Raw genomic sequence first — 19745 nt, 5'->3', positions numbered from 1 at the left:
TCATTTCAATACGGCAATTTCAATAACGCAACTAAGTTTTTAGGTGAGGTGTTGGTAGCGGCTGATGGCGCTGCAGTGCGCTTAGAGCCTTTTGATAGTGCTGCTCTACAGCTTCTAAATCTTGCTTTTGGGCGAGTTGCCGCTGGCTATCGGACCAGACGGCCTCAGCATGCTGCTGCAGCGCATAGCGCTGCTTTGAGTTGCGCGTAAAGCGGGCGACGGTTGCGATCGCATCTAGCAGCCGACTTGCCACCATTCGATCTGAGCAGCCGTAGTGCCGAATCTGATTGAAAGCAGTATCTGCCAGTCGCTCAAAAGTGACGGGCTCAGCGATAATCCGGAGCTTGTAAGACTTGTCGTACCGGTAGGGAGACGGAAACTCACGGCTTGCTAATCGGGCCAGCCCAGCGGATAAGCGGTCAATGCAGCGAATTGCCGTAAACGGATCATTGATAGCTGGAGATAAGGCCCGCAGGGAAATTTCCACTAGCTGTTCGATGGGAAAGGCCACGTCCTGCTGCTCGGTCATATCTCTGCCCAGCAGAAAAGCGCTTCTGATATGCTCCTCCAGTTTGTCGGAGATGCGATCGCTAGGGTAGACCAAAACTAAAGGGCTTTTCTGCAGGATAAACTCGCCTGGTCGAGTCTGCAGGCAAAGCAGGAGATTGGCTTGGCAGGCAATTTTCATCAGCGTCTTATCATCAATGCCCTGCAAATATCCTGTTCCCGTTGCCAGCACTGAATAGGCATTTGCTTCAAAATCACCTGGAATCTCTTCAGAACCATCCTCTTGGTTTTGGAAGTTTTGACCCAGGTTTTCCGGAAATAAACGGTCGGTAACCTGCTCTAGATCATGACTGACCTCAGCAATGACGTGAGACACCTGGATAATCGTAGAGGCATGGTGGATGAAGTAAATCAGCACTCCGATGCTAATAATTGCCAACACTACGCCGACTGTGACCGACAGCTGGGGCACAAATAGCTGGTAGTCCTCTCCTCGAATGGTTCGCAGCACCAAGAGACAGTAGATAAATGTGGCAATAAAGGTGCCCAGAACGATCTGATTGCCTTGATCCTGCATGAAATTTCGCAGCAGTCGTGGCCCAAAGCTGGATGAGGCTAGCTGCAAAGCCACAATCGTAATTGAAAAGGCGGTTGCGGCTACAGTCGCCATCGATCCAGCAATAGCTGACAGCACGGCTCTCGCCCCATCCGCGCCCCCTTGATAGAGCCAGCTCAGGCCTGGTACGTCTTTGGGCGTTGTGCGATCTAGGGCCACTAGGCCAAAGGCGAGTGCGATCGCACCTACCGCCATTATTGTTGGCAAGAACCAGTAGCTGGACTGCAGCGTGTCCCAAAGTTTGCTGAGCCTGATATTTCTCATTCGGGACTTAGTTGAGTTGCCGCTCGATTTACCCATTATTTTCAGGTCAAATTTTCAGGCCATTATTTTTGGGTAATTATCTTTGGGCGTCGTTCGTAGATTGGGCATGGCCCTTGTCATGGTCATTGCCGTTACCGTTGCCATTGCCATTGCGTTGCGATCGCGCCTCAGCAAGCTGCCTCAAAGAGCCGCCAATGCTGCGGGGCTTAGGCGCGTTACCTTTTCCAACCGGCCAGCCCTCACGTTGGCGAGATCGATCACCATCGGTTTCCTCTGTCTGGTCATGAAACAAAATCTGCTGAGTTGGAAAGGGCATATCAACGCCGTTGGCCGTCAACTTATTCTTGATGTTAGTAAGCACCCGATCTTGCAGAGACAGCACATCTGCTCGGCGGGGAGGCTGCACCCACCAACGAGCACGAAGGTTAACGGTGCTCTCAGCCAGATCGACCACAATGACGTCGGGCTCCGGGGTTTCTAAAATCCCTTCGGTTTCATAAAGGGTTTCTAAAATTAACTGCCTTGCAGCATCAATATCGTCACCGTAACCAATGCCGATATCGTACTCCAGCCGCCGATTCTCAAAGGCAGTATTGACTAGAACTGAGTTGGTGAATAGTTCTGAGTTGGGAATGACGATGCGGCGACCGTCGTAAGTTCTAATGGTTGTGGCTCTAGTTTCAATGTGCTCAACAGTCCCTTCAAAGTCTTTGAAGACAATTTGATCATCAATTTGAAAGGGCTCTGTCAATAGAATTAAGATGCCAGCCAGAAAATTCTGTAGGATGTCTCGGAATGCAAAGCCGATGGCAACACCGCTAATACCTAGAAGCTGCACTAAATCGCCAGCCTTGAGGGAGGGGATGACAATTGAAAGTGCAATAAACAGGCCCACCAGAACAGTCGCTCCCTGTGCCAACCGCCCTAAGACTAAACCCAAATTTCGGGCATAGCGGCGATTGCGGGTTAAGTTTCTGACCGCTGTTTTAATTCCCCTAGCTATAAAGAAGAAGATAAAGAAAACAATAATGGCCAATACAATATTTGGCAGCAAGGCGAAGAAGCTGTTCACCATTTCCTGCATTTTCCCCCAGAGGGTGGAAACTTCTGCACTCATAAGATTTTGTGGTGTGAACTTCCCGTCGAGCTTACAAAAAACTTGCGAGCTCAACCTCTATCTTCAGCAGGTTAATGGGCGCGGGCATTTAAGCCATGCCTTGCAACCAGCCCTTTTGCAAAGATTGGCCTCATTAGACGCTCGCAGTGCAGGCTCGTGCGTCATTGGAGAAAGGTTGCACCTGTCAAATAGTCTGCTGCAGTGGTCTCTTCGAGAAAAAGGCCTGACCGGAAGCCTTACCCAATCTCTGATACTTTGCTATGTAAAGACGTGATGTACCAGATGCACTAGATATAGCTGCCCTACATAGGCGAAGCTGCAGCTACTTCAAAGGTGTAGGTATCGCCGTGATTGAGGTATCTCACCTTGCTCTCCAGTCCGGCTGCTTCTACCGCAGCGACGAAATCTTCTAGGGGTGACTTAAACACTGTGTAGTCGTTGTAGTGGATGGGAATGGCTAGCTTTGGTGCAATGATTTGCAGGGCTTCTAATCCTTGCTTGGCATCCATAGTTAGCAGCACACCAAAGACTTTGGTGCCGCCTAGATGCAGCAGGGCAATGTCGATATTGGGGTAGCGTTTGGGGATTTCTTTGAGTTCCTCAATCACCAGCGTATCGCCAGTGATGTAGAGACAGAAGCGGGTTTGGCCCTGCTCCTGAAACTCTAGCAGGCTGCCCATGACAGGTGGCAAGGCGGCTGCTAGCAGGCCGGGGCCGTGTCGCCCTGGCATGGCGGTTATGGTCAAGGCAGAATCACCTTTGCGCACCGTCAGGCTTTGCCAGGGGGCTAGATCTTGTAGCTTGTTAAAGCCTTTTTCTCGCAGGGATTTAACGGCGTGAGGCGTGGAGACGATGGGCACCTGCTTGTCTAGTTTCTCGATGGCTACCCGGTCGAAGTGGTCTTCATGCATATGAGAGAGCACTACCAGATCGAGGGGAGGCAGTTCCTCGATTTCGATGGCGGGGTTGGTGCGGCGTTGCGATCGCAACCCATAGCCCAGATGCACATGGTCGCCCTGATGCAGAAAGTTTGGATCAGTCAGGATGGTAAAGCCTGCATAGCGCAAGATAACGGTTGCCGTTCCGACAAAGAAAATGGAGCCGCTGTCATAGCTGCTGCCGTTAAGCGGGGTTGCGTTAGCAGGAAGCACCCATTCTTGAGTCTGGCTACTGTTTGTCTGCACCTGTATAACCTCTATATCAGCTGTTAAATTTATTCTTCGAATAGAAAATTTTTAGTTTATTTGGAGTATCCAAACTAGGGCGAACCCGAATCAGGTTTATCTATCTCTAGTGAGAGATTCAAAAAGTCTAGTCTGGCCGCTTAAAAGCCGCTGCTTCGATTGGTAATAGGCTGTATTAATACGTAAAGTTTTATCAAGAGCGCTCTCTATCTTTAGATAGAGATGCGGACCACGAGAGAGCTACTAATGTGTTTATTCAACTGGCAAGAAATTCATAAGAAGTGCCTTCAGTGGGGTTCGCTCGAGTGAAGTTTGCTTGAATTTTGCGCCTAAGCAATTGGTCAAACAATTTGCGGTCGTTCTCATCAATAAGCGTGCTGTCCCATTTTTAACTGTTTAGCTCGGTTTAATCACCGGGCACCTGGTTGAGCAGTTGTTTAGTGGGGCGAGCTTAGAGAGTGTCATTCGCGCATCTTCGAAACTAGAAGGCGTAGGAAAACAATGGCAACTAAGTTCCCAAAATTTAGCCAGGGTCTGGCTCAGGATCCGACGACTCGTCGGATCTGGTACGGGATCGCCACAGCTCACGACTTTGAAAGCCACGATGGCATGACGGAAGAAAATCTTTACCAAAAGATTTTCGCGTCCCACTTTGGACACCTAGCCATCATCTTTCTGTGGACTTCTGGCAACCTGTTCCACGTAGCCTGGCAAGGCAACTTTCCACAGTGGGTTAAAGACCCACTTCATACCAGCCCGATCGCTCACGCGATTTGGGATCCTCACTTTGGTCAGCCTGCGGTAGATGCCTTTACCCAAGCTGGCGCTACAAACCCCGTCAATATCGCCTATTCCGGGGTTTACCACTGGTGGTACACCATCGGTATGCGGACCAACAACGACCTGTATACCGGGGCGGTGTTCCTGCTGCTGCTGTCTGCACTCTTTTTGTTTGCAGGCTGGCTGCACCTCCAGCCCAAGTTCCGTCCCAGCCTGTCCTGGTTTAAGAATGCCGAATCTCGGTTGAACCACCACCTGGCAGGTCTCTTTGGGGTCAGCTCCCTGGCCTGGGCCGGACACCTAATTCACGTGGCTATCCCTGAGTCTCGGGGCCAACACGTGGGCTGGGACAACTTCCTGTCGGTCAAACCGCACCCCGCCGGATTGGGGCCTTTCTTCACCGGCAACTGGGGAGCGTATGCCCAGAACCCCGATACCTCTCAGCATATTTTCAGTACGTCTGAGGGCGCGGGATCGGCAATTTTGACCTTCCTGGGAGGCTTCCATCCCCAGACGGAGTCTCTCTGGCTGACGGATATGGCCCACCACCACCTAGCCATTGCTGTGATCTTCATCATTGCGGGCCACATGTACCGGACTAACTTCGGTATTGGCCACAGCATTCGGGAGATCCTCAAGGCTCACCGTCCTCCCGAAGGCACCCCCTTTGGCGGCGCTTTGGGTGAAGGACACAAGGGCCTGTATGACACCATCAACAACTCCCTGCACTTCCAGCTCTCTCTGGCGCTGGCAGCTCTGGGAACGGTGACTTCGCTTGTGGCTCAGCACCAGTACTCGATGCCACCTTACGCGTTTATGTCCCGCAGCTTTACGACTCAAGCTGCGCTCTATACGCACCACCAGTACATTGCTGGCTTCCTGATGATTGGGGCCTTTTCCCATGCCGCGATCTTCTGGATTCGCGATTACGATCCGGCTGCCAACAAGAACAATGTTCTAGACCGGGTACTGCAGCACAAAGAAGCGATTATCTCTCACCTAAGTTGGGTGTCGCTTTTCTTGGGCTTCCATACCCTGGGTTTATACGTCCACAATGACGTGGTAGTGGCTTTCGGCACACCCGAAAAGCAAATCCTGATTGAGCCGGTCTTTGCCCAGTTCATTCAGTCCTCCCACGGCAAAATGGTCTACGGCATGGATGTGTTGCTGTCGAATGCCGATAGCGCTGCTCGCACCGGGGCTGCCTGGCTGCCGGGCTGGCTAGAAGGCATCAACAATGGCAACAACTCTCTGTTCCTCTCGATTGGGCCTGGAGATTTCCTGATTCACCATGCGATCGCACTGGGTCTACACGTCACGACTCTGATCTGCGTCAAGGGTGCTCTGGATGCCCGTGGCTCCAAGCTCATGCCCGACAAGAAAGACTTTGGTTTCACCTTCCCTTGCGATGGCCCTGGCCGGAGTGGGACGTGTCAAACCTCTGCCTGGGAGCAGTCTTTCTACCTGGCGATGTTCTGGATGCTCAACCTAATTGGCTGGGTTACCTTCTACTGGCACTGGAAACACCTGAGCCTGTGGTCGGGTAACATGACCCAGTTCAATGAAAACTCGACCTACATTATGGGCTGGCTGCGGGATTACCTGTGGCTCAACTCCTCTCAGGTCATCAATGGCTACAACCCCTTTGGGATGAACAATCTAGCCGTCTGGTCCTGGATGTTCCTATTCGGACACCTGGTCTGGGCCACCGGCTTCATGTTCCTAATCTCCTGGCGGGGTTACTGGCAAGAACTAATTGAGTCCATTGTTTGGGCTCACGAGCGCACACCGCTTGCTAACATCGTGCGCTGGAAAGATAAGCCCGTTGCACTGTCTATTGTGCAAGGTTGGCTGATCGGATTGGCTCACTTCACTGTGGGTTACATTCTCACCTACGCTGCCTTCCTCATAGCCACAACGGCAGGTCGATTTGGTTGACCCTGAACTCGGCCGAACTTAGTTGAAATTTAAAGTGTTTCTCACGGGTTAATGCCATAGTCTCTAAGAATTAAACGTGAGAATGGCGGGATTTGCTGCAACAAATCCCGCTTTTTTCTGTTTAAAAATCCCCAGCATAGCGAGCTATAGTAGGGCAATTTTAGAATTTGTTAAGGTGAACAGTATCCGTCGTCACCGAGGACTTGATCATGGTGCAGCGTGGACACAAACCGGCCTAAAACCTGTCGCCTTAACCCCCAGGCTGGTTTTCCAAAGGCTTATCCACCCCCGCTTGAGAGCGGCGATCGCTTCACCCTCCCTGAGTTTGAGCGACGGTATGCAGCAGCCCACATTAAAAAAGCAGAACTGATTGAGTGCGGCTATTGATACAGGCAGCAAGAAGCAGGTGTATCACCGCAGTAGGGTTTTAGAGTATGTAATTTGGCAATCCTACGAGAATCGGCTTGAATGGTTTTGCCTCACCAATGGGGAGTATCAGCCGCTGTTTCCTAGTTCGGACGGCATCATTCGTAGCCAAGTATTCCTAGGGTTGTGGCTGCCTGTAGAGGCTCTTTTAAGCAACCAAATGCCGCAGGTGCTAGAGGTGCTTCAGCAGGGATTAAGTTCACCTGAACACGCAGCGTTTACACAGCAACTGAAGCAAGGAAATTAGATCTGAAAATAAATTCACAGAACTTATACTCTATACCCTCTACCCTGCACCCTCTAACCCCCGTCCTCCGAGATGCACCACAAGTTAGATGTCGATTTCGTAGCCAGAAGCGATGATTTCTAACAATGGAAATTATTGCTTTAATGAGGTATCAGCAGTATGAAATCTGACCAAAATATAGATCCCCAAACGCTTGAACCTACAGGCGTTCAACGTGATAGTGAAACCCCTACTCCTAAAAAGCCTTCTGTTCTATTTCTACTGTCGACTTCAATCGGCATTCTATTAATTGTTCTGCTGTCTTTTAGCATCTATAACGGTATTGCTCCCCAGTAGCAACGCCTTAGACTGCCTGGTAGTTAGCGAATTAATGCAGTTAAATGTGTAGGTTGGGTTGAGCCAAGGCTCAACCCAACAAGCTCTTTAATGTTAGGTTTCATTGTCCCTACCCAACTTATTAGATGACCTATTGTAAGAGTGTCATTTAAGTGATTAAAGTTGTAGGCTGGAATGAGATTTATCTATTATCGAAATGCGCGCAGAGCCAGACTGTCTTTACAACGGCTTCTGCCTGAGTTTACTTAGCTTTTCAGTAAGATAGGTTTTCATAACATTCAAGTGCTGCATTTTTTCAGCTATTTCCTCTAGCTTGTGCTCGATTACCCGTATCTGCTCGGCTTCTGGCATTGCAGCCGTATTCCAGGTATCCATAAGTTGCTTAATTTCTTTCAAGGTAAAGCCTAGCTTTTTTCCTTGGGTGATCATGGCAAGGTGCTCAACGGCCTCGTCTCCGTAGTCCTTGTAGCTGCGTGTACCTGCCTGCCGCTCCTGAGCCGCAATGAGCCCAATTTTCTCGTAAAAGCGAATCGTGTCTTTGGGCAGACCCGTTTTTTTGACTAGCTCACCGATTAGCATGGCAGCTTTCAAAATCGACTGAGTAAGGGCTTGACTGTGGAGTATGCTCCACAGTTTAGAGTATGGAGGCCAACGTTTGGAGGCTTCTATGAAGAAAACGGTTTTAATTACAGGCGCTTCAACTGGGATTGGGCGAGCAACGGCTCAGTACTTTGTGCAGCAAGGCTGGAACGTAGCGGCGACCATGCGGTCTGCCCATAAGACAGGTGCTTGGGCAAATGCGCCCAACCTCATCACACCCTATCTTGACGTCACGGATAAAGCGTCGATTGCAAATGCTATCGAGAAAACAACCGATCAGTTTGGTGCCATTGATGTGGTGGTCAACAATGCAGGCTATGGGCTAACAGGCCCACTGGAAGGGATTTCGGCTGATCAGCTAGAACAGCAGTTTCAAACCAATGTCTTTGGTCTGGTGGCGGTGATCCAAATGGTTTTGCCGATAATGCGGTGTCAAAATCACGGCACCATTGTGAATATTTCATCCATTGGAGGTCGTCTTGCGTTTCCCTTTGCCAGTGCCTACCATGCCTCAAAGTTTGCTGTTGAGGGTCTATCTGAGTCACTGCGCTTTGAGCTCAAACGCCACAACATTCAAATCAAGCTGGTGGAACCGGGCGGCATTAAAACTGACTTTATTACCCGCTCACAGCGGTGGGCGACCCACCCTGCCTATGAACCCGAACTGAGCAACACGATGGAGATGACCACTCGCCTAAACGACAACCTCCCGGGTCCAGAAGCAGTGGCAAGGGTTGTTTATCGAGCGGCCTGCGATCGCACCGACAAACTCCGCTACCCCGCCCAGCCCGGTCCTTACCTGCTGATGCGGCAGTTTCTGCCAGATCGTCTTTGGCGAACGGTTGTTGGCATGGCGCTTAATACTCACGCTGGAGCCTGACTGGCTTAAACGGGCAGATGTTTGCCGCGCAGGCCTGCTGGAGGTGTGATGCCGAAGTGTCCTAGCAGGGTAGGCAAGATATCGTAGAGCTGTGCGCCTTCTAGCATTTGACCTTGCTGGGGCTGCTTGGGATCGTGGAAGATCATCAGGCCATAGGGCGCATGGTTGGCATCGTCGGGGCCAGTGTCGTTTTCTACGGTGAAGAAGCTGTTGAGGCCAACACTGCCCACTGAGCGCCAAGCCAAATCGTCGAAATACACAATCAAATCGGGGGCAACGCCGCGCACCTTTTGATAGACCTGCTGGGGCTTGAAGGCTTTGATGTGGAGCGGTTCTCCCTGAGGGCCAGTGAGTTGAGACAGCTGCTCGGCCAGTTCGTCACGGGTCTTTTCGTAGTCGGCCATTGAAATGGTGCCTTGGGGTTCGCGGCCTTTGACGTTGAGGAAGATACGACCGTAATAGCCACCTGCGCCCCAGGCCTTGGTTTGGCTCCAGTCTACTTCGACCTGATCTAAGGCAACGGGTTCAGCCGGGGTTTCTTTTAAGGTTAGATAGCCGTTGGCAATCAGCCACTCGTTGACGCAGATGCCGCCCATCAGCGGTTGGGCTCCGTGGTCTGAGACGACCAGCACAGCGGTATCGTCGTCGCAGCGGTTGAGCAGTTCTCCAACGCGCTGATCGACGTGGACATAGTAGTCGTGAATCGCGTTGGCGTAGGGAGAATCCGGTTCGTATTGGGGGTGGCGCGGATCCATTGGTTTCCAAAAGGCGTGATGAATGCGATCAACGCCCATGTCTACCAGCATCAAAAAGTCGGGAGCATCTTGGTCAATTAGCTTTTCAGCCAGGGTGAAGCGCTGGTCGCAGAGCGTATAGAGGTTTTCGAGGATGCGCTGCTTTTCGTCGGAGCGGAAGTTGGGCACATCCATCATAAAGTCGGGCAGCCAGGTGCGGATCTGGTCGGCTAGCTCCGGCGGATGGGTAAAGGGCACGTCCATGCTGCGGGTGAGAAAGCAGGAGACGAGAGAACCGTTGACTGGGTAGGGTGGTGAACTGCCGGGCACGCTGAGGGCCGCTACCTGCCAGCCAGCCTCGCCCAGAATGTCCCACAGCCGGGGAAATTTGACGGCGCGACCGTCGGAGATGGCCATGCTGTCGTAGGTGCGATCGCGCCGGTTGCGAAATCCATAGATTCCCAGCTCGCCCGGATCGCGCCCGGTCATCATGCAGCTCCAGGCGGGCACCGTAATCGCCGGAATGCTGCTCTCTAAGCGGCCATAGCTGCCCTGACGCATCAGCCGATCTAAGTTGGGCAAGTCCTGCCGCCACTGCTCAAATACCAGCGACGGTTCCATGCAGTCGAGGCCAATGATCAGCAGGCGAGGAGTGGGCATAGGGGCTGGGGGTAGGTGTCTTTTGCCTATTCTAGGAGGGGCAACTGCAATTGGGGTGGCGTCCTTACTTTCGAGAGAAGGCGGTGCGATCGCACCTTGATACACTCCAGGCAGCTTTTTCTTAGAATCTAGGATAAGACGATGAAATGCTTTGCAGAACGCGTGTTGGGTGTGTGCCGCAGAGGGCTAGCGGCAGTTGTGTTAGCCGGACTGCTGACTCTCATCAGCCTAGGCACAGGCCTGCAACCCAGCTACGCCGCCGCCGAACCTCCTAACCCAGCAGTTAATCAGGAGGTGGAGCGGGCCTACAACGTATATGGGCAGGAAACGGGTGCCCAGGAAGAAATATATCAGCAGCGCCTGAGGGAGGGAGAAAACCCCGAAACCATGCCTGATCCTTATAAGCGCGTGCCTAGCTTGGCAGATAAAACGAAAGAAGTCCCCGAAACCAGCGCCCTTGAGACTACCGTCAGCCGCCTGCGAGAACTGATAGATAACGCTACTAATTAATAGACCTCTTGTAGAGATTAGAGGCTATTCGAGGGTAGCAGGGCTTACCCAATCCCCCCTGCTACCCTTATCAAGGGGGGTTTTAAGAGTCTCCTTTGAGGGGGGATTTAAAAGTTAGGATGACTCTTTTCAAATTAAGAATTTTCAGATGAATCCTCAGGCTCGGCAACCGGTTCGCATCCCTGCGTATGATTCACAGAATTAACAAACCCTGGATCTGTTGTGCTGCCATCGGGCAGGGTGGCGAATTCCATCCTGGCCCCTGTCAAATTGGCGTTGTCTAGCTTGGCCTTGTATAGATCTGCGTAGCGCAAATCTGCCCCCCGCAGATCTGCCCCTGACAAGTCTGCTCCCCGCAAGATGGCCCCATACAGGCTGGCCTCTGACAGGTCTGCGGCTTTGAGATTGGCTGAACATAGGCCCGCGTCGCGCAGCTCCACCTGGCTCAAGATAGCTCCTTCCAGATTCGCTCGAATGAAGGTGGCATGGAGCATTTGGGCCTGGCTCAGGTCAGCTTTCTGTAGGTTAGCGGCGGTTAGGTCAGCGCCCTGTAAATTGGCTTCGTGCAGATTGGCCCGCTCTAGGTTGGCATCGGCTAGCAGAGCATTGATCAGCTGGGTCTGGGCTAGGTTGGCAGCAGTCAGCGTGGCGGCTGAGTAATTGTGGCGGCTGAGATCTTTACCCTGCATATTGGCGTTGGCTAAGTCACAGCCAGGGCAGCCCTCGCGGCGGTTCTGACCTGGCTGAGCGACGGTCGCCCCGGCTGCAGTCTGAGGCGCTTCCGCTAGTTTGTTTAGGGCTAGGCGGTAGGCGGTAGGTGCGATCGCACCCATGAGCACCAGTAAAGTCAGCACCACATTCCACTGCATAAGACTTACCGATAAAGAACCCAAATAAGCATCTGCAAGCATCTTCATCTAGCTTTGAAAACGCTTTGTCTTGTCAACTCCTACTTAAGGGCAAACGTTGCTCAGGATAATTCAGGTATTGCTTTCTTAAAGATTAAAAGCGCTAGAAAAAGTTACTAAGAAGTGATTGAGTTGACTGCAACCTGCTGCAGGGTAAGAATTTGAACAAGTCATTTTTCATATAAAACTTACAGAGAGTAAATCAAAAGTTTGCCTATTGCCTTATCTCTTTACCTAGTATGAACGGGTAAGCGCTTGGCTTTTTCCTGCAAAACAGTTTGGTTTGCTGCTAATCCCCTACAGCTCTATAAATTTCTCTGCCATGACTGCTTCTCCCTTTCAAAAAATTGTTTTTCCAGCAATACTGGCCTCTAGTGCCGTTTTTGCTTCCCTGACCGTACCGCTAGCCTCCGTGGGCGGCAGTCCGGCTGCGGCTCCTCTACCTGGCCCAATCAAGCAGTGGTTCTCGCCGCTGCTGCAGCACGAGCAGAAGAAAGTATCAATTCGCTATATTGGTTTCTCCATTATTTCTAGCGTAGTTGCTGGGGTAGGAACGGCTGAAATCATGCGCCTCAACCAAAACCGGCAGCAGCGCAGTTACGACCTGCTGCAGCTTCTAACAAAACCAGAACCTGAATCTTCTGAGTCCTTTTTTGCTGCCGACTTTCCCGCTGAAATTACGCCAGAATCTGATGAGGCGACTTGGGGCACGACACAGCCTCTGAACTGGCTAGACGGATTGGCTCAGGAGCCTTTACCTGGTTGGCCTTCAGCCCGATGGGATGAGCCCTCCAAAGAAACCCATCGATCCCTGTTTACAGCGAGTCCCAGTCACCCCTGGCACATTTCTGATACGCCTCAGGCAGAAATTCAGCCCGATCTGGCGGACCGTTCAGCGGTTGCCCAAAGCGATAGCTTCTCACAGGCACTCTCATCAGACCAGGCAGGCGAGCAACCCTGCCGAATTCAGCTGCCGGGCAGCGACCAGCGGGTGCTGGCCATGGAGGTAGAGGGAGAGTACTACAGCTTTTTCCGGCTGCGCCCGACCCGAGAACAGGCTTTGGCGATGGTCAATACTCTGGCTAAGCGAGGCGAGTCGGCTATTGTTACTCCCCACGCTAAGGGGCATGTTGTTTGGGTAAAACAAACCCAGGCCAAAGCCGACAAATCTACCTGGGAACAGTGGCAAATGATCGCGTAGTTTGATCATGAAAACTACACACAAGTAAGCTGTTTCTTTATTAATTTTCTCCTGTCGAACAGTTTCTGTGTTTGCATAGCTTAGAAAACGTTCCTGTAATTATCGGACGTCCTTAAGGACTATGCGTTCAATCACAATGAAAACGGGGGAGCTAAGGCAGCGTTACGCCTCGGGAGAACGAGACTTTAGCGACCTGAATCTGCAGCAGGTCGATTTGAGCCACATCAACCTCGACCAGGCCGACCTGTGGGGGGTTGACCTGCAGGGGGCTAACCTGAGCGGCAGTTCACTGCGGCAGGTCAATTTGCGTGAGGCTCAATTGACCCGGGCCAACCTGCACCAGGCTGATCTGAAAAAGGCCGACCTGCGCTCAGCCTGTCTAGAACAAACTCAGCTAGAGCAGGCAGACTTAACGGGCGCGCTTTACAACGGGCAGACCCAGTTTCCGGTAGGCTTCCGCCCCGACCAAGCTGGCATGTACCTGATAGAACCGGGCAGTCAGCTGGCTGGCAGTGACCTGCGGGGCCAAGATTTGAGCGGCAGTGACCTTTCTGAGGCTGATTTGAGCCAGGCCAACCTGAGCCGAGCTAACCTATTTGGTGCGGCGCTGCGGCGAGCCAACCTGACGGGCGCAAACTTACGAGAGGCCGATCTTTCGAGTGCAGATTTGGCCGAGGCCAACCTCAATGGAGCCGACCTGACCGGAGCTGATTTGAGCCAGATTAATGGTTGCAGAGCCCAGTTCTTGGCCGCTAACCTGCAGCATGCCAGTCTAACGGATGCGAATTTGCAGGGAGCGATTTACAGCGACAGCACGCTTTTTCCTGAGAGCAGCCTGCTTCTGGAACAGGAGCTTTACCGGATTGCTCCAGGCGCTTCTCTCTGGGGGGCCGATTTGAGTGGTGCTCAGTTGGCTGGAGTTAATTTGCAGACAGCGAACCTGGCCGGCGCAAACTTAATGGGCGCTGATCTATGGGGAGCCTGCCTGCGAGAAAGCGATCTGAGCGATGCTAATTTAATGCGGGCCAATCTGATGGGAGCGGACTTGAGTGGGGCTAATCTCACGGGCGCTAATTTAGAGGACGCTATTTTAGAAGATGCTCAGCTTGCGGGGGCAATCTTGCCCCATCTACTGTTTGATCCGCCGGGGCAGGTTTCTCTCAGCTAAGAAATAGGGGCAAGAGGGGCAAGGGGGTTAAATAGTCCTGCATCTTCAGGTGAGAGGTTGAAGTTTCTGTTTACTTCTCCCTCTCTTCTATTCCTGGCTTCTGGCTCTCCCGCTTCCCGGCATCTTCTGAACCCGTTCTAGGCTAGAACAAGTATTCCTCAATGGCGGCTGGTGCATCGGTCTTGCGTTCGTCTTCTGGATCGAGAGTGTAAGGCAGAGGCGGTTCTGGCACCAGTCGGTAGCGCTCTCCCCAGCCGCCGTTTACATCTTCGGGGCGCACGCCGGGGGGAGTGGTGCTGCCTGTGGGCAGGGTGACTAGCCGTACCTGTTCTGTTTGGAGAAAGCGATCGCCCTGCTGGGTGATTCGGAGCAGGGGCTGCGGCAACCGTAGCCCCTGCTGCTTGAGCTGGTCTTCTAGAGAGGCCAGCAGTCCCTGGGGAGCTAGGGTGACGATAAACTGTACTTCGGGAGCAGGCTCTACTGCTAGATTGAGCTTGGTTGCTTCTAGCTGCCAGGGTTCGCGGTAGGCCCCCTCAGGTGAGACTTGCCAAAGATTGAGGTTGGCCTGCCATTGTCCGGCGGTTACTTGAACTGGCTGATAGGCCAAGATAGCGTAGGTGGGCTGAGCCGCAGATGCTGCTGCAACAGGTTGGCTAGGCTGGAGCTGACGAACGGCTAAAACGACCATTTGCGTGCCGTTGGGTAGGTTGGTCTGACCTGCGATCGCAAACTCCCCTGGCTGCTCGGCAGGCTCAACTTGAAGGCTTAAGTCTACCTCTTTCAAGGATGGCATTAGAGAGGGGAGCTGCTCACAGCCTGCTAGGCCGAAAACAATTCCCGCTAGGCTGCTCCAGCGGGCTAGTGTTTTCCAGGAGAGGATGGGCCAAGACATTTCCATAGCTTTGCCAAACGGTAAAAGACAGACCTGAAATAGATGCTTGAATAAACGGCTTTGAGAGGGAAACCTGCTGATAGGGCTTTTGTCCTTCGCGTAAGATGGCATTGACAAAAGGTCAATGTCAGGCTTTTTGGACTTTTTTGTCAGCAGTTTACAAATTGGATTTCTCAATTCATCAGAATCTTATGAGAGCCTGATGTTTAAGGGAACCAACCATCTTTTGTAGACTTCGTTCTAAGCTGCCTTTGACAGGAAGGTTTACATCATATTTATGCAGGATTTTTAGCAAATTTATGTATTTTCTAGGTTAAGAAGTTGAAGCTGAATCTTGCTGTAATTTAAATTTTCCTGGGGTTGGCAGCGGTTGTGGGCTATGCCTTCAGGCACTTCGAAAAACTACTTGCTTATTTTTGCCCTAAGCTCAAAAAACCTCCTGATGAATCTACCTGGGTCTGAATAGATCATTAAAAGTAACTACTTTTTTACAATCGAAGTTCCTGAGTTTCCTGAGAGTTCTTCCAGCCCGTCGTCGTCACTGTCAGCTTGTTGTGTGGGCTGCCTGATTTAGTTTTAAGCTCAAAATGCTTGAGAATCGTCTGTCAAGGCTAGTTTGCCCTTGAAGAGTTTGATTTTTTAGATTTGAGCCGTATTGAGCGTCTTTGGAATTAGGGGATTTGTGCTGCCATGAGCTCGCCATAGAGTAATTTCATATTTTTGCTTCTAAGTACTCATTAAATTCTGATTCAAGCCTGGAGTCAGGCTGAAATTGGCCTGCAATCATGCAAGTCAATACTTGGATAGGGCTACAACAGGTTTCTAAAAGACAGCGTTTCGCGCATCTACGGAATGTTTAGCGATAGCTGTTGTGGCATTTTCATAGATTTCTAATCAGGTTTTGATCAGGCAAGACTACTGAATACCATTGGGCGCACGGATCAACATTTAGATCAACCTTATTCTGAGCAATCTTTGGGTCCATTATGTTAAATAGAAATTCTTTAGATCCGTCTTGGGGTCTTGAATTAATTTGTCTATTTGCGATGGCGCTAATGGCAGTAGGTCTAGATCTACGGCCTGTTCGCGCTGAAGCTGGCGCGCCGCCATCAGCTGCTTTGAGTACAGCGACAGAGGCGACTGGGCCAAGTGCGATCGCACCCCTACCCGTTTCCAGCAGGCCGCCCAAATTTGTCAAAGTTCCGGCTAAAGTGGTCGCTTTAGAACGACCCTTGGCAGCAATCACTGCGCCTCTCGCAAATCTGGCCCTGGCCCCAATTGCTGCCCCAGAAGCTTTAGCGACAGAAACCCCAGTCCCAACCACAGAAGACACTGCTTTAGACCAAACTGTCTCGGATCAGACCGCTTCAGCTCTAATAGAGTTGGCTCAAACAACGCCTGAGCTGCAGACTGAGCCAGCGGGTGCCTCCTCCGATCCATTGGTGCCAGAGACTGACCCAGCGGTGCGCTCTAGCGATCGGCTGACGACGGGTGTGGTGGGGCAGCCAGAAGTCTACCTGCAGGGAGCCGCGCTGCTGCAGGGCGATGATCTGTCGGCCCGATTGCGAGTGGGCGGCATTTACACCTTTAGCCCCTCGGTGTTTGCCGGGGCGGTGGTAGACCTGACTGCAGGCAACTCCTTTGCCGATTCTCCCCAAACGGGCCTGAGCGTGAATGAGCTGTATGTTACAGCCTCTCCTGCTAATTTGCCGGAGCTGCGGTTCACGGTGGGGCTGATGGATCTGACCTCCTACTTTGACCGCAACAGCTTTGCTAAAGATGCGGTGACCCACTTTTTTAACCCCGTATTTCAAACTAACCCGGCTCTGAGCGCGGCCAACATTTCCTCTCGGCCTGGTGTGCTGGTGAATTGGACGCCGCTAGATGAACTATCGCTGACGGCTACTGCCTTTTCTTCCTCCCGCGATTTGGGCAGCTTTACGCTCGACGCTTTTGCTGGGGAAGTGGGGGTGCGCTTTGGCAATGCGATTGTGCGCGGTACCTACGCTACCGGGCGCGACGCTGGGTTTGGCACGGGCTTTGAGGAGGTTTTTGCGGTGCCGCGCCAGGGTGGTTCGGGCTTGGGGCCACAGCCGGGCGACCGGGAATCGGCCTTTGGCCTCAACGCAGAATACTTTATTCCTGAACTCAAACTGGGCCTGTTTGGCCGCTACGGCTGGTACAACAACCTCGATTTGGGTGAGGGGGGCAACACCTTCAGCTTCGGTGTGAATGCCCTGGATGTGTTTTTGCCGCAGGACCGGCTGGGGTTGGCCTATGGCCGACAGCTTTCTAATGCTTCGCTGCAGCAGATTAGCGGCCAGCCCCAGCCGGATGTGCTGGAGCTGTTTTACGATGTGCGCCTGACGCCTAACCTGCGGGCGGGGGCCTCGGTGCAGCAGCGCAATGCCTTTAGCGAAACCTACCTAGGGTTACGCGTTCGCTATGACCTGTCCTGGCAAGAAATCAGGAGAACCTTCGAATGAGCCAAAAGCAGACACAGTTTTATCAGTGGGGCGCAGGGACGAGACTGATCACGTCTCTCTTAGGAGCGATCATGACCGGGCTGACGCTCATGCTGCCGGTTGCGGCCCAAAATTTGCCAGCTGAGGTGCGCCAGGGATATGGCCACCTGGAAAGGGGCTGGGTGGAGGATGCGATCGCATCTTTCCGGCAAGCCCTACAGCGCTACCCCCAGTCACTAGAAGCCAAGCTGGGCCTGGCCCAGGCCTATCAGCGGGCAGGGCAAGATGCCAATGCCTGGCAGGCATTTCAGGCGGTGCTGCAGCAGTCTCCTAGTCAGCCGGAAGCGCTGGCGGCAGTAGGGCAGCTGGGCGCTTACCGACCTGAGTGGCAGGCCCAGGGCATTGCAGCGCTGACTACCCTGCTCGATCAAGACCCGGCCAACGCTGCAGCTCGCGCTCAGCGAGCGCTGCTCTACGGCTACCAGGGCCAGTTTCCTGCTGCCCTAGCCGACTATGAGCGCCTGCTGCCAAATAATCCCAGCCCCGATACCGTGCTGGGCGCAGCCCAAATTTATACCTACAGCGGCGACTATGCCCAGGGGCTAAGCCTGTTTCGGCGCTACATGACCGGGGGCCGCACGGTGCCCGACAATGCTGTTTCGGCCTATGCCCTGGCCCTGCAGGAAAGCGGTCAGAGCGAAGCGGCCATTGCTGTCCTCACCCCCCGGCTGAAGCCTGCCGCTCAGCTTGATCCGGTAGCGGTGCAGATTCGCACGTTTCTAGCCGTAGCCTATGGCAGCAATGGTCAGACTGACCAGGCGCTGGCTACCCTGGCCCCCTTGCGCGGCCAGTCCAGTGCTCGCCTCTCTCTGGCCCGCGCCCTTAGTGCTCTGGGTCGGCGTCAGGGTGACTCGGCCCTATTTGAAGAGGCCGCTGCACTTTATCAGCAGGTGTTGAGCGAGACAACGGCTCCTAGCTTCGGCCTACAGCGCGAAGTGGCCGATGTTTTGAGCGAGTGGCCGCCGACCCAACCCCAGGCGCTGGCTCTGCTGCGTCAGCTGGCTCAAGATAACCCCTCAGCGGTTAGCCTACAGGTCCAAACCCTGACCCTGGCTTACATCCTGGGCGAACTGCCTGCCGCCGATCTGGCCGCCCAGCTTGCCCCGCTGGTGACTCCGCTGCCAGAAGCACCCTCAGAGCGGCGGGCGATTACGCTAGCGCTGATTCGCCTGGAGCAGCCAGAGCCGGAACTGCTGCCGGTGTACGAAGGTGCGATCGCAGCTGGCCTGGATGAGCCGCTGCTCATCTTCCGCGTGGCTCAGATGCAGCTTGAGCAAAATAACCTGGCTGCAGCCCAGTCGTCTCTGGCCGCTTATCGGGAAACCTCTTTTGGGCGCGGCGACTTGGCCGTTGATCTGCTGCTGGCAGACCTGGAGCGGCAAATGGGCGATTTGGAAGCCAGCGGCAAACGCTATGAGACGTTGGTCGCTGCGAATCCGGGTTCGGCTATTCTCGGCGATGCCCTGCGGGGACTAGCCTACGTTCGCACGCTGCAGGGCCAGCCAGAGCGGGCCATCGCCGTTTACGAACAGGTGATGCAGGCCGACCCTGGAAACCTGACCTGGCCGCTGGGTTGGGCCTACCTCTCCCATAAAACCGGAGCCTTGTCGGAAGCCGAGGCAGGCAAGCGCCTAGATCAGTGGCTGGCTGCCAACTCACTGGATGATAATCCGCCGCCAGAGGTGTGGCAGCTAACGGCAGCTTTAGCCGCAACGCCAGAGCGGGCCGGCCTGTACGAGGCGCTGCTAGCCCTTGACCCCAAAGCTGCAGGGATTCGCTGGCGGCAGATTCAGCTGCTAGCCGAGCGCGATCCGGCTCTGGCTGAGGCTGAAGTCGCAGCGCTGGTGGCCGACTCGCCCGAAGATCCCACAGTTTACTTTTTCCAGGGCGAGCTGGCGCAGCAGCAGGGCGACCTGCAGCGGGCTAGCCAAGCCTATGAAACGATTTTGGCGCTCGACCCCAATCAGATCGGGGCCACCAATGCGCTGGCTGGGGTGCGATTTCAGCAGGGCCGCTATGGCGAAGCCAGAAGATTGTATGAAGCAGTCTTGGCCAGGGAACCGGAAGATTGGGGGGCACGACTTGCGATCGCAGAACTCAATGCCGCCCAAGACTATCGACTGACCGCCCTGGAGCAAATGCAAAACCTGCCGCCCAATCCGCAGACAGATTCAGTCAATCAGCGAATTGAGGAACTGCAGGTCGACCTGCTCCGCCGCCGCGGGTTTCAGCCACACTGGGAACGGTATTGA

17 protein-coding genes are annotated in these 19745 nt (G+C 53.4%); 10 read left to right on the top strand and 7 right to left on the bottom strand.

The features are described 5' to 3' along the window. Positions 1 to 31 precede the first annotated feature (31 nt). The 3 genes from H6G13_RS10705 to H6G13_RS10695 form a co-directional block, all read right to left on the bottom strand. Positions 32 to 1387: a DUF2254 domain-containing protein gene (locus H6G13_RS10705; RefSeq protein ID WP_190483188.1), complete on the bottom strand. Its 1356-nt coding sequence runs from the start codon at positions 1385 to 1387 to the stop codon at positions 32 to 34. A 76-nt stretch (positions 1388 to 1463) separates the two neighbouring features. Further along, positions 1464 to 2504: a mechanosensitive ion channel family protein gene (locus H6G13_RS10700; protein ID WP_190483187.1), complete on the bottom strand. Its 1041-nt coding sequence runs from the start codon at positions 2502 to 2504 to the stop codon at positions 1464 to 1466. Between the two features lie 302 nt (positions 2505 to 2806). Continuing rightward, positions 2807 to 3655: an MBL fold metallo-hydrolase gene (locus tag H6G13_RS10695; protein WP_190483243.1), complete on the bottom strand. Its 849-nt coding sequence runs from the start codon at positions 3653 to 3655 to the stop codon at positions 2807 to 2809. Positions 3656 to 4189: 534 nt separating this feature from the next. Between H6G13_RS10695 and psaB the strand changes: the two genes are divergently transcribed. From psaB to H6G13_RS10680, 4 genes are all read left to right on the top strand, one after another. Beyond that, positions 4190 to 6406 (top strand): photosystem I core protein PsaB, encoded by a 2217-nt coding sequence (gene psaB / locus H6G13_RS10690; RefSeq protein WP_190483186.1) that lies wholly within the window; start codon positions 4190 to 4192, stop codon positions 6404 to 6406. A gap of 219 nt (positions 6407 to 6625) precedes the next feature. Next, positions 6626 to 6793 (top strand): hypothetical protein, encoded by a 168-nt coding sequence (locus H6G13_RS29400; RefSeq protein ID WP_347277461.1) that lies wholly within the window; start codon positions 6626 to 6628, stop codon positions 6791 to 6793. Continuing rightward, entirely contained in the window at positions 6777 to 7079 is a 303-nt protein-coding gene (locus tag H6G13_RS10685) for a Uma2 family endonuclease (protein WP_347277460.1), read from the top strand. Before H6G13_RS29400 ends, H6G13_RS10685 begins: the two co-directional genes overlap by 17 nt. A gap of 159 nt (positions 7080 to 7238) precedes the next feature. After that, positions 7239 to 7415, top strand: coding sequence for a hypothetical protein (locus H6G13_RS10680; protein WP_190483185.1), 177 nt, complete (start codon positions 7239 to 7241; stop codon positions 7413 to 7415). Between the two features lie 219 nt (positions 7416 to 7634). Here H6G13_RS10680 and H6G13_RS10675 read toward each other — a convergent pair whose 3' ends face one another. Further along, positions 7635 to 7994, bottom strand: coding sequence for a MerR family transcriptional regulator (locus tag H6G13_RS10675; RefSeq protein WP_190483184.1), 360 nt, complete (start codon positions 7992 to 7994; stop codon positions 7635 to 7637). 88 nt (positions 7995 to 8082) lie between these two features. Here H6G13_RS10675 and H6G13_RS10670 point away from each other — a divergent pair, with 88 nt between their 5' ends. Further along, complete coding sequence (locus tag H6G13_RS10670) at positions 8083 to 8895, top strand: SDR family oxidoreductase (RefSeq protein WP_190483183.1); 813 nt, start codon at positions 8083 to 8085, stop codon at positions 8893 to 8895. A 5-nt stretch (positions 8896 to 8900) separates the two neighbouring features. On the opposite strand, the gene H6G13_RS10665 is transcribed toward H6G13_RS10670, so the two are convergent. Further along, positions 8901 to 10289: an alkaline phosphatase family protein gene (locus H6G13_RS10665; RefSeq protein WP_190483182.1), complete on the bottom strand. Its 1389-nt coding sequence runs from the start codon at positions 10287 to 10289 to the stop codon at positions 8901 to 8903. A gap of 141 nt (positions 10290 to 10430) precedes the next feature. On the opposite strand from H6G13_RS10665, the gene H6G13_RS10660 reads away from it, so the two are divergent. After that, positions 10431 to 10799 (top strand): hypothetical protein, encoded by a 369-nt coding sequence (locus H6G13_RS10660; protein WP_190483181.1) that lies wholly within the window; start codon positions 10431 to 10433, stop codon positions 10797 to 10799. A gap of 134 nt (positions 10800 to 10933) precedes the next feature. Here the strand turns inward: H6G13_RS10660 and H6G13_RS10655 are convergent, their stop codons facing one another. Continuing rightward, positions 10934 to 11668: a pentapeptide repeat-containing protein gene (locus H6G13_RS10655; RefSeq protein WP_190483180.1), complete on the bottom strand. Its 735-nt coding sequence runs from the start codon at positions 11666 to 11668 to the stop codon at positions 10934 to 10936. 361 nt (positions 11669 to 12029) lie between these two features. On the opposite strand from H6G13_RS10655, the gene H6G13_RS10650 reads away from it, so the two are divergent. Next, positions 12030 to 12908 (top strand): hypothetical protein, encoded by an 879-nt coding sequence (locus tag H6G13_RS10650; protein WP_190483179.1) that lies wholly within the window; start codon positions 12030 to 12032, stop codon positions 12906 to 12908. A 121-nt stretch (positions 12909 to 13029) separates the two neighbouring features. Beyond that, the gene (locus H6G13_RS10645; RefSeq protein ID WP_190483178.1) at positions 13030 to 14076 is read left to right on the top strand and encodes a pentapeptide repeat-containing protein; all 1047 of its coding nucleotides are present in this window, start codon (positions 13030 to 13032) and stop codon (positions 14074 to 14076) included. Positions 14077 to 14218: 142 nt separating this feature from the next. On the opposite strand, the gene H6G13_RS10640 is transcribed toward H6G13_RS10645, so the two are convergent. Then, on the bottom strand, positions 14219 to 14974 hold the full coding sequence (locus H6G13_RS10640; RefSeq protein ID WP_190483177.1) for a hypothetical protein: 756 nt from the start codon (positions 14972 to 14974) through the stop codon (positions 14219 to 14221). A 1040-nt stretch (positions 14975 to 16014) separates the two neighbouring features. Between H6G13_RS10640 and H6G13_RS10635 the strand changes: the two genes are divergently transcribed. Beyond that, positions 16015 to 17454 carry a porin gene (locus tag H6G13_RS10635; protein WP_190483176.1) on the top strand — a complete coding sequence of 480 codons (1440 nt, stop codon included), beginning with the start codon at positions 16015 to 16017 and terminating at the stop codon, positions 17452 to 17454. After that, a complete protein-coding gene (locus tag H6G13_RS10630) occupies positions 17451 to 19745 on the top strand; it encodes a tetratricopeptide repeat protein (RefSeq protein WP_190483175.1) in 2295 nt (764 codons plus the stop codon). The genes H6G13_RS10635 and H6G13_RS10630 overlap by 4 nt, the downstream gene beginning before the upstream one ends.

The organism is Pseudanabaena sp. FACHB-2040, assembly GCF_014696715.1.
Lineage (GTDB): Bacteria > Cyanobacteriota > Cyanobacteriia > Phormidesmidales > Phormidesmidaceae > JACVSF01.
The sequence above is the reverse complement of the archived record's forward strand: the minus strand, read 5'-3'. Positions and strand labels throughout refer to the sequence as shown.